The organism is Comamonas denitrificans, from assembly GCF_042654745.1.
GTDB lineage: Bacteria > Pseudomonadota > Gammaproteobacteria > Burkholderiales > Burkholderiaceae_C > Comamonas > Comamonas denitrificans.
The window spans coordinates 21406-32258 of sequence record NZ_JBHSEY010000042.1 but is presented as its reverse complement, the minus strand read 5'-3'; the positions used below and the strand labels follow the sequence as shown (position 1 = coordinate 32258).

The window sequence follows — 10853 nt, the reverse complement described above, 5'->3', positions numbered from 1 at the left end:
TGAGTTCGATGGCGAAGACGACCACGTTCACCTGCTTGTGAACTACCCGCCCAAGGTTTCGGTATCGATTTTGGTGAATAGCCTCAAGGGCGTGTCCAGCCGGATGATTCGCAAGAAAAATTACCCCAGCGTCCAAAGAAAACTTTGGGGTGGAGCGCTGTGGTCGCCCAGCTACTTTGCCGGTAGCTGTGGTGGCGCACCGATTGCTGTCATTCGCCAGTACATCGAACAGCAGCAGACGCCGCATTAAAACCAATCCAATCCACCAGGACGGCTTTGCCGTCCGCGCTCTTGACCCTGCCCTGAACGGCAGGGTTTGCCGCGCATCGGATCAATGTTCAGAAAAATGCCTTGAAAAGTCCTGCTGCCCGGCCTCTAGCGCTATCAAAGCCTGTTTGCGGGGCAAGCCACCGGCGTAGCCCGTCAGCGTGCCATTGCTGCCAACCACCCGGTGGCAGGGCACGATGATGCTGATCTTGTTTTGCCCATTGGCGTTGGCCACGGCCCGCACGGCACGGGGCTGGCCCAGTGCCTCGGATTGCTGTGCGTAGCTGCACGTCTGGCCAAAAGGAATGCGCAGCAGGGTTTGCCAAACCCGCACTTGAAAATCCGTACCAACCCAATCCAGCGGCACATCAAACGCTTGGCGCTGCCCGGCAAAGTATTGCGCCAACTGCACCTGCGTGGCGTGCAGCACGGCCGTTGCAGCCGTTGCAGGCGTTGCACTTGCCACCTCCACGCCCCCATGGGCTTGGCGCACCTGGGCCGTGTGCCGCTGCAAGCTTTTTTGCTCGGCAAAGTCCAGCAGGCACAACCCCCGATCACTGGCAATGGCCAGCATCTCACCCAGCGGGGTGGGGATCAGCAAAGAGTGCAAAACGGCCACCATACCTCAATCCTCAATGCCGCGCTGTGCGGGCACGCCCGCGTTGAATGCGTGCTTGATTTGCTGCATCTCGGTGACCGTATCGGCCAGGTCAATGATCTCTTGCGGGCAATTGCGCCCCGTCAGGCACACATGCACGGTTTTGGGCCGCTGCTGCAACGTCTCGAGCACTTCTGCCAGCGGCAGCCAGCCAAAAATCAGTGGGTAGGTCACCTCATCGAGCACCACCAAAAACTGCTCGCCCGACAAAATATCGGCCCGCGCCCGCGCCCAGCCATCGCGGGCCAGTTGGGCTGAATGCGCTAAATCCTTGCTGTCCCAAGAAAAGCCATCGCCCAACCCCTCGACCGACAGGCCCACCCGCTCGGCCAAACGGTGCTCGCCAAAGCGGGCGCTGGGCACTTTCATGAACTGGTACACCTTGACCGCCTTGCCCCGCCCCAGGGCACGAAAGGCCAAGCCAAAGGCGGCGGTACTTTTACCCTTGCCGTCACCGGTATTGACGATGACCAGGCCACGGCGCTCGCCATCGGGTTTTTCATAGGGTTTTGTAGTCGGAGGAGATGTAATTTGCATAATGATTAATATTAACAAGCTCAAAAAACCATACAGAATTTGCTTGCAAAATTCGAAGCAATAGCCAAATAAAACCCGGCATACTTCAGGGCATGCCTCGACCATCTGCATTGCATCTGTTTACCGGAGCCCCCAATAAATCAAAATTTGGTTTGTTGGTAATACTGCTTTTAGGGCTGGGCTATTGGGCTGTTTTATTGCACAACCACCAAGAACAGCGTGCAAGCTTGCAAGCCCAAACGCAATTGCGCGTCACCCAGGTAAGCCATGCGCTGGCCAACCAAGTCGGGGGGCTGTTTTCTAATATTGATGATGCCGCGCTGCGTTTTGGCAGCGTCTATGCAAAAGATCCAGACTATGCGCTCACGCACCTGCCATCTTTTTTTGCACTCACTTCTGCCAACCAGGCCATCTCCCAAGTGGCCCTGGCCAATCCCCAAGGGATTGTTACTTATTCCTCCCTGGCCCCTCATGGACAGCCACAAGCCACCATTTCCATCGCCGACCGGGAGCACTTTCGGGTGCATGCCCAGGGGCAGGTCGATGGGCTGTATATCGGCGTTCCCGTGAAGGGCCGTGTTTCGGGCCAATGGACCATCCAGCTCAGTCGCGCCTTGCAGCGCAATGGGCACTTTCTGGGGGTTGTGGTGGTGTCCATTCCGAGCGATTACCTGGCGGGCATGTTCCAGGATGTGTTCAACCAACCCCACGATGTCGTGGAATTGCGCCGCACAGATGGCCGCTTTTTAGCCCGCACACTGGACACCGAGCAAGCCTTGTCCCAATCCACACCCAGCCCCATCGGCATAGAAACGGGGCCAGAAACTACCGATCACTCCCGCCCTGCTACCGGAGCCAGCGTACAAACATCGCCGCTTGACCACATTCAACGCTTTTATGCCTGGGCGACGGTGCCCCAATTTGAGGTACAGGTGATTGCCGGAGTCGATCAGCGTGCGGTCTTGGCCCCATTGGAAGCCAGTATCCAGAAAAATCTTGTCCTCAGTGCGCTGGGCACGGGCTTGGGCTTGCTGGCGGCTTTGCTGCTGCTGCGCTTTAGCCAACAACGCCATCGCATGTTCAACCACCTGCACTTGGTGCAAGCACAGCTCATGGCCTTGATTGCCCGCTTCCCGGGTGGTGTGGTACTAGAAAATCCACTGGAACACACCAGCGTCACCATCAACCCCCCGTTGGCACAGCTGTTGCAACTGCCTGAGACACTGAAAATTCAGCACGATGATTTAAAAAACCGCATTCCCGCCGAGCTGCGTGAAGTGCTTTTGCCCCAAGCCCCAGATGCCGAAATACCTCAAGGGCAAGAGGTGGCCTTGGCCGATGGCCGCGTGCTGGAGGTGGTGCAGTTTCTCTTGCAATCACCCCATGTTGCCGCTGGCCAAGCGTTGGGGCGCTTGTCCCTGGTGCAGGATGTCACGGCCCGCCACCAGCACCAAAGCATGCTGGAGCAACTGGCGCTGACCGATGCCTTGACCGGCCTGCCCAACCGCCGCGCTTTCATGCAAGCCTTGGAGCACGAATGCACACTGGTTACCACCCAAAAAGCCCCCGATGCCGCCTTGGTGTTTCTGGACATTGACCACTTTAAAAAGGTCAATGACACCTATGGCCACAGCGTGGGCGATGAGGTCATCAGCCACCTGGGACACCTGCTGCGCCAAGGGCTGCGCACCTCGGATATTCCGGGGCGCATTGGCGGCGAGGAGTTTGCCGTGCTGCTGCCAAAAATCAACCTTGGACAAGCCCAGGCACTGACCGAACGCCTGCGCCAAAGCCTGGAGAACAACCCGGTTCCCACCTCGGCGGGGCCTTTGGTGGTTCACGCCAGTTTTGGGGTGTACCCCATCACCGCGCAAACGGCGGATGCGGCCCAATGCCTGCACCGGGCCGACATGGCGCTGTACGACGCGAAAAATAACGGCCGCAACCAAGTGCGCACCTGGCACCCAGGGCTGCAACCGCGCTAAGAACGTGTTCACGATCTAAAACTCACCTCAGTGCATAGATCAAGGCCGCACTCGTCACTCTGCTGGCAGCGCCTGCCCGCCCAGCACCTTCCACAAGGTAATGCGGTTTTGCTGCTCGGCCAGTTGCAGGCTGATCTGCATTTGCTGGGCCGCGTACAGGCTGCGCCGCGCATCCAGCACGGTCAGAAAATCATCGGCCCCCGCATCAAAGCGGGCCTCTGACAGCGCTTGCACCTTCTGCGCTGTGTGTACCACACCGTTTTGCGCCCCCAAACGCGCGCCCCATTGGTCGCGATCGGCCAGCACATCGGCCACTTCCCGGAAGGCGGTCTGCACGGTTTTTTCGTACTGGGCCAGGGCGATGCGCTGGTTGGCCTGCGCCACTTGCAGCCCAGCACGCAACCGCCCCCCCGAAAAAATGGGCAAATGCACGGCGGGGGCAAAATTCCAGGTGCGGCTGGCCCCAGTAAACAGCGCATCCAGTGCCGTACTGCTGCTGCCGGTGCTGGCCGTCAGGCTGATCGTGGGGAAAAACGCCGCCCGCGCGGCACCAATGTGGGCGTGCTGGGCGATCAAAGCATGCTCAGCGGCCTGCACATCGGGGCGGGCCAGCAAGACGCTGGAGGGCAGCGCCTGCGGCAGCACGGGCCAAACCGCCTGGGCCGGCGCTTGCAGCCAGCCTGCCGGTGGGAGGGCCTCTGCCGCCAGCGCCGCCCCCACCAACAGCTGCAGCGCATTGCGGCTGCGGGCCAGCTGGGCGGTGTACAGGGCCACATCGCCCCGGGCGGTTTCCACCGTGCCCAGGTTCTGCGCCAACGCCAGGCCCGAGGTCGCGCCCAGCTGGAACATGCGGCGCATCAAGGCGTAAGACTGTTCCCGGGTGTCCAGGGTTTGCTGGGCCAGCGCCAGGCGCTCTTGGTCGGCGGCCAGGGTCAGCCAGGCATTGGCCACCTCGGCAATCAAGGCAATTTCTACGCCCCGGCGGTTTTCTTGCACTTGCAAAAACTGCTGCCAGGCCGCCGCATTCAAGTTGCGAATGCGGCCCCACAAATCCACCTCGTAGCTGGCAAAGCCAATGCTGGCGCTGACCTGCTCATTCACCAGGCGGGTGCTGTTGCTGACATCGGCGCTGCTGCGGCTGCGCTGGCCTTGCAGCTGGGCGGTGATGCTGGGCAGCTGATCGGCCCGGGCGATGCCGTACTGGGCGCGGGCCTTGGCCACGTTGTCGGCGGCGATGCGCAAATCACGGTTGTTGTGCAGCGCCAAGGCAACGGTGTGGCGCAAGCGGTCATCGGCCAGCCATTGCAGCGCATCGGCTTGGGCGGCCGCCAGCACGGCTGGTGCAAGCGCTGGCGCTGGTGTGGCATCTGGCACCGTGGCCGCAACCACATCCTGCGGTTGTTGATAGCTGGGAGCGAAGTTGCAGCCTAATAAAATGCTTGGAAACAGCAATAAAACACTGATTTTGCAAGCGTTGGCAGCTCTGCTATTTTTAGTCATGCTGGGCACTCCCGGCCTCTGCCGCCTCGGTGTGCTGGCGGCTGCGGCTTTGGAACCAGCTGCGCACCAGCAAGAAAAACACTGGCACCAGGAACAAACCCAGCACCGTTGAGGCCAGCATCCCGCCCAACACGGCCGTGCCAATGGCATTGCGCCCGCCCGCGCCCGCCCCCGTACCCAGGGCCAGCGGCAGCACGCCAAAGCCAAAGGCCAGCGAGGTCATCAAAATGGGCCGCAAGCGCAGGCGCACGGCCTGCACCGTGGCATCCACCAGCTGGTGCCCCCGCTCTTGCAGTTGCACGGCAAACTCCACAATCAAAATCGCGTTTTTCGAGGCCAAGCCCATGGTGGTGAGCAGCCCCACTTGAAAGTACACATCGTTCGTCAGCCCCCGGCTGTAGGTGGCCAGCAGCGCCCCCACCACCCCCAGCGGCACGGCCAGCATGACGGACAAGGGCACCGTCCAGCTTTCGTACAGCGCCGCCAGGCACAAAAAGACAAACAAGATCGAAATGGCGTACAGCAGCGGCGCTTGCGCCCCGGATTGGCGCTCTTGCAGTGATGCGCCTGTCCACTCATACCCAATGCCAGAGGGCAGGCTTTGCAAAATGTCTTCAACGATTTGCATGGCCACCCCGGAGCTGATGCCCGGCGCGGCGCTGCCAATGATTTCATAGGCTGGAGCGCCGCTGTAGCGCAGCAACTGCGGCGAGCCGTAATCCCAGTAGCTGCTGGAGAACGCATCAAAACCCACCATCTCGCCGTTCTTATTGCGCACCGCCCATTGCTCAATGTCTTGCGGCAGCATGCGGTAGGGGGCATCGCCTTGGATGTACACGCGCTTGACGCGGCCGTTGTGCAAAAAGTCATTCACATAGGTGCCGCCCATGGCGCTGGAGAGGGTGCTATTGACATCGCTGTAGCCCAGCCCCAGGGCAGCGGCCTTGCGGTCGTCGATGTGCAGGCGCAGCTCGGTGGCATCGTCCAAATTGGTGCTGCGCACATTGGTCAGCTCGGCGTATTGGCGCGCTTTTTGCAAAAATTGGTCTTTGGCTGCCAGCAAGGCCGTGTGGCCCAGCCCGCCCACGTCTTTGAGCATGACGTTAAAACCGGCGTTCGAACCCAGCCCGCGCACGGCGGGCGGCTGCATGACAAACACCTTGGCATCGCGAATGCTGGCCAGCGCCTGGGTGGCGCGGTGGGCCACCTCGCCCGCCGATTGGCTGGGCAAAGGGCGCTGGGCCCAGGTTTTCAGTCGCACAAAGCCCCGGGCCGAGCTTTGGTCGCCGCTCAAACCCGACACCTGGTTGAAGCTGACCACCTCGGGCTGGGCCAGAAAGTACTCACGCACCTGGTCCAGCACCTGCTGCAGCCGGGCATCGGCGGCCCCGGCCGGCAAATTCACGTTGACAAAGACAAAGCCCTGGTCCTCGTCGGGCAAGAACGAGGTGGGCAAGCGCTGTAGCAGCACCCACATGGCCATCAAAATGGCCAAAAAGATCAGCAGCATGCGTTTGCTGCGCTGCAAAATTTTGGCCACCCCGCTTTGGTAACGATCGGCCGTGGCATCAAAATTGCGGTTGAACCAGATAAAAAAGCGGTCGTTGATGCCCAGCAGCCCCTTGCGAATCCGACCGCCGTGCGCCGTGGGCGGTTTGAGCAAAGTGGCGCACAGCGCGGGGGTCAAAGTCAGCGCGACAAACACCGAAAACGCCATCGCCGCGACGATGGTGATGGAAAACTGGCGGTAAATAATGCCCGTGGAGCCGCCAAAAAACGCCATGGGCACAAAGACCGCCGACAAGGTCACGCCAATGCCCACCAGCGCGGGCGTGATCTCGCGCATGGATTGGCGCGTGGCTTCTTTGGCAGACAAGCCCGTCTCGTGCATCACGCGCTCCACGTTTTCCACCACCACAATGGCATCGTCCACCAGCAGGCCAATGGCCAGCACCATGGCAAACATGGTGAGCGTATTGATCGAAAACCCCGCCGCCGCCAGCACGCCCAGCGTGCCCAGCAGCACCACCGGCACGGCAATGGCCGGAATCAAGGTGGCGCGAAAGTTTTGTAAAAACAAAAACATCACCAACACCACCAGCACCATGGCCTCGCCCAGCGCTTTGAGCACCTCTTCAATCGAAGCGCGCACAAAGGGGGTTGAATCTGAGCTGACAAAGTAGTCAATCTCGTTGGGGAAAAACGGCTTCATGCTGTTGAGCTTGGCCACCACCGCATCGGCCACGTCCATGGCATTGGCCCCATCGGCCAGCACCACGCCCATGCCCGCGCCGGGCATGCCGTTGAGTTTGGATTTGACGGTGAGCGAATCAGGCCCCAGCTCCACCCGAGCTACGTCTTTAATAGCTACGACCGCACCGTTTTCAGTGGATTTCAAGACGATTGATTCAAATTCCTCGACCGTTTTAAGCTTGGTGCGTGCAGTAATCGTAGCGTTGAGTTGTTGATCCTCCACCGCCGGCAAGGCCCCCAGTTGCCCGGCCGACACCTGGGCATTCTGGGCATTGAGGGCCGCCACCAAGTCGGCGGGAATCAATGCGTACTGGCGCATCTTGGCCGGGTCCATCCAGATGCGCATGGCATAGCTGGTGCCAAACACGTTCACATCGCCCACGCCATCAATGCGGCCGATTTCATCGACGATGTAGGTTTGCAGGTAGTCGCCAATATCCACCGAGGTCATGCTGGGCACGGTGGAATAAAAGCTGTAGGTGGCCAAAAAATCCTGCCCACCCTTGTTCACAAACACGCCCCGGCTTTTCACGGCATCGGGCAAGCGGTTCATGGCCGATTGCAGCTTGTTTTGCACCTGCACCTGGGCCACGTCAATGTCGGTGCCCGGCGCAAAGGTCAGCGTGGTGCGGGCGCGGCCCGAGGAGTCGGAGGTGGAGCTCATGTACAGCACGTTGTCAATGCCTTTGAGCTGCTGTTCGATGATTTGCGTGACCGAGTTCTCCACCGTCTCGGCCGAGGCACCGGTGTACTGCGCCCCGATCGTCACGCGTGGCGGGGCGATGTCGGGGTATTGCTCCAGCGGCAGGGTAAACAGCGACAAAGCCCCGGCCAGCATGGTGACGATGGCCAACACCCACGCAAAAATGGGCCGGTTGATAAAAAACTGTGCCATGGTGTGCGCCCCTTATGGCTGGCGCTCTAAGGCCGAGCGCAGGGCCGCTGCCGCGGCTTGGGGATCGACCGCTGCGGCGGCAGGGCGCTGTGCGGGCATGGTCTGAGGGTCCACTCGATCGCCGGGTTTAAAGCGCTGAAAACCTTCCACCACCACCATGTCGCCCGCCTGCACCCCGCTTTCGACCAGCCACTGGTTGCCCACCGCCTGGGCCAGTTGCACCGTGCGCTGCACGGCAATTTTTTGCCCCTCCCTGTCTTGCACCACCAGCACCGAGGCGCGGCCCGTGGCATCGCGCGTCACCGCCTGCTGCGGGATCAGCAAAGCGCCGCTGGCCATGCCCGTGGGCAGCACGGCCTGGGCAAACATGCCCGGCAGCAACTGGCCATCCGGATTGGGCACCACCGCCCGCAAGGTAACGGTGCCCATGCTGGGATTGACCATCAGCCCCGAAAACTGCAGCTTGCCCACATGGGGGTAGGCACTGCCGTCTTCTAGCTGCAGGGCAATGGGCATGCTGCTGGCATCAAGCTTTTCGTAGCGCCCCGCGGCCCAATCGCGCTGCAATTGCAGCAATTGGGCGGTGGACTGGGTGAAATCGACGTACATCGGATCGATCTGTACCACCTCGGTCAAAGCCGTACTTTGGTTGGCCGTGACCAAGGCCCCAGGGGTCACGTTGGAGAGGCTGATGCGCCCGGCAATCGGCGCTTCAATCCTGGCATAGCGCAAGTTGGTCTGCGCCACTTGCACACTGGCGCGCGCGGCCTGCACTTCGGCCTGGGCAATGCGGGCCGCCGCTTGGGTGTCTTCGTCCTGCTGGGCGCTGATGGCGGCGATTTTCACCAACTGCGCACTGCGCTGCGCCTGCAGCTGCTGGCGCTCAAAGCTGGCCTGCGCCTTGGCCAGCGCCGCTTGGGCGCTGCTGAGGTTGGCCTGCAGCAAGGTGGCATCAATCTGGTATAGCGCCTGCCCTTGGCGCACCAAGGCCCCCTCGGTAAACAGCTGCTTTTGAATAATGCCGCCCACCTGGGGCCGCACCTCGGCCATCTGAAACGCCCGCACACGGCCAGGCAAGGTCGTTTGCAGGGCCTGGTCTTGGGGCTGCAGCACCACCACCCCCACTTGGGCAACGTCTTGCGGGGTGGTGCTCGCTGGGTCTTTGCTCCCTGGGCCACAGCCTGTGAGCAAGCCCAGGCCCACTCCCAAGCTGCCCAGCAACGCCGCCACCTTGGCCCATTGGTTCATTTTTTGCTGCACTGAAGAAGAACGACCAAGGGGGATGGGGAAGAAAACAGACATTGGTTCGGCAGGGGGATGGAAAGCAAGGCGGCATTGTCGCTTGCCCAAGTGAAGTTTTTGTAAACCGCTGCGCCCAGCTGGCGGCTAGCCCAAAACGGCACTCACCCCGCCATCCACCGCCAGCCATTGGCCGGTAATGTGCTTGCCCGCCGCACTGGCCAAGAGCACGGTGATGCCTTTTAAATCCTCGTCATCCCCCAGCCGGCGCAAAGGAGCCTGGGCGCACATTTGCGCCTCACCGATGCTGTCAATCAAACCGGAAGCCATTTTGGTGCGGAAAAACCCTGGACAAACGGCATTCACCGTAATGCCCTGCGGCCCCCACTCGGCCGCCAATGCGCGGGTGAAGTTCAGCACCGCGCCTTTGGATGTGTTGTAGGCCAGGGTGCGCATGGCAATCGGGTTGCCACCCAGCCCGGCGATCGAAGAGATATTGATGATGCGCCCGCCGCGCTGCAGCATGCCCGCGCGGGCCACGGCTTGGCTTAATAAAAAATAGCCCCGGATATTCAAATCCATCACCTTGTCCCAGGCGGCCAAGGGGTGCTCCTCGGCCTTGGCCCCCCACGTGGCCCCGGCGTTGTTCACCAAGATATCAATACTGCCCAGGCGTTGCACCGCCTCTTGCACCAAGCTGGCAATCGCCTCAGGCTGGGCGCAATCGGCCGCCAGCCACTGGGCATCAATGCCTTGGGCCTGCAGCGCAGTGGCGGCACTTTCCAGCTCGGCGGCCTTGCGGGCCGTGATCAGCACCCGTGCCCCGGCTTCGCCCAAAGCCTGGGCCATTTGCAGCCCCAAGCCCCGCGAGCCCCCCGTGACCAAAGCAGTTTTTCCGGTTAAATCAAACAGTTGTTGCACGCTGCGTGCCATGGCAAGTCTCCCTAAAAGTGGATGAAAAAAACATTGTCCCAAGCGGGGCCAGCGAGCCTTGTCACACGGGTGCCACAGTCCAAAAAGAACACTTGCCAAAGCTGCAAAAACAACTGTATATTTGAACAGTTACTGCTTATTCATACAGGTGTTTTATGCAAACTACTTTTGAAACCTTCCCCAGCAACACACAATTTTCCATCGAGCTGTGCGACTACCCCGAGCTGCCCGAAACCCAGCGCGAACGCGCCGAGGCCCGCTATGCCCGCACCCTAGAGCGCCAACTGGGCGATGCCCAATCCGTCTGCGCCCTGTACACGCTGATGGAGCAGCTGCAAGAGGCCAGCCCGGAAGACATCCCGCCCAACGCCCCGGCCCTGTACCAGCGCTGGCTCAAAGCCGTGCAGGCCGCCACTGAAGCGGGCATGCAAGGCCTGGGCGAAGCGGAAACGGCGTACTTCTCGATTCGAATGCAATAAAGATAGCTGCTTGCGCTTGTTTTTAGGCGTTTTTATATTAAAAACACATAAAAATGCTATTAATAAAGCGAAAGCAGCTATGCTTTTATCCAGCTTGAAAATCGCTA

Annotated in this window: 9 protein-coding genes; 3 read left to right on the top strand and 6 right to left on the bottom strand. The window is 60.7% G+C overall.

The features are described from left to right. On the top strand, positions 1-250 hold a 250-nt coding region (gene tnpA, locus ACFO24_RS08655; RefSeq protein WP_377736968.1), incomplete at its 5' end, for an IS200/IS605 family transposase. An 81-nt stretch (positions 251-331) separates the two neighbouring features. Here tnpA and ACFO24_RS08650 read toward each other — a convergent pair. Next, positions 332-889, bottom strand: coding sequence for a methylated-DNA--[protein]-cysteine S-methyltransferase (locus ACFO24_RS08650; protein WP_377737967.1), 558 nt, complete (start codon positions 887-889; stop codon positions 332-334). Positions 890-892: 3 nt separating this feature from the next. Further along, positions 893-1462 (bottom strand): cob(I)yrinic acid a,c-diamide adenosyltransferase, encoded by a 570-nt coding sequence (cobO, locus tag ACFO24_RS08645; RefSeq protein WP_207574487.1) that lies wholly within the window; start codon positions 1460-1462, stop codon positions 893-895. A 227-nt stretch (positions 1463-1689) separates the two neighbouring features. On the opposite strand from cobO, the gene ACFO24_RS08640 reads away from it, so the two are divergent. Beyond that, positions 1690-3447 (top strand): sensor domain-containing diguanylate cyclase, encoded by a 1758-nt coding sequence (locus tag ACFO24_RS08640; protein ID WP_377737966.1) that lies wholly within the window; start codon positions 1690-1692, stop codon positions 3445-3447. 54 nt (positions 3448-3501) lie between these two features. Here ACFO24_RS08640 and ACFO24_RS08635 read toward each other — a convergent pair whose 3' ends face one another. From ACFO24_RS08635 to ACFO24_RS08620, 4 genes are all read right to left on the bottom strand, one after another. Next, the gene (locus ACFO24_RS08635; RefSeq protein WP_377737965.1) at positions 3502-4947 is read right to left on the bottom strand and encodes an efflux transporter outer membrane subunit; all 1446 of its coding nucleotides are present in this window, start codon (positions 4945-4947) and stop codon (positions 3502-3504) included. After that, entirely contained in the window at positions 4940-8095 is a 3156-nt protein-coding gene (locus ACFO24_RS08630) for an efflux RND transporter permease subunit (protein WP_377737964.1), read from the bottom strand. Before ACFO24_RS08630 ends, ACFO24_RS08635 begins: the two co-directional genes overlap by 8 nt. Before the next feature lie 12 nt (positions 8096-8107). Next, a complete protein-coding gene (locus ACFO24_RS08625) occupies positions 8108-9343 on the bottom strand; it encodes an efflux RND transporter periplasmic adaptor subunit (RefSeq protein ID WP_377737963.1) in 1236 nt (411 codons plus the stop codon). Positions 9344-9481: 138 nt separating this feature from the next. Next, on the bottom strand, positions 9482-10267 hold the full coding sequence (locus ACFO24_RS08620) for an SDR family oxidoreductase (RefSeq protein WP_377737962.1): 786 nt from the start codon (positions 10265-10267) through the stop codon (positions 9482-9484). A 155-nt stretch (positions 10268-10422) separates the two neighbouring features. On the opposite strand from ACFO24_RS08620, the gene ACFO24_RS08615 reads away from it, so the two are divergent. Then, a complete protein-coding gene (locus ACFO24_RS08615) occupies positions 10423-10746 on the top strand; it encodes a hypothetical protein (RefSeq protein ID WP_377737961.1) in 324 nt (107 codons plus the stop codon). The last annotated feature ends 107 nt before the right edge of the window (positions 10747-10853 follow it).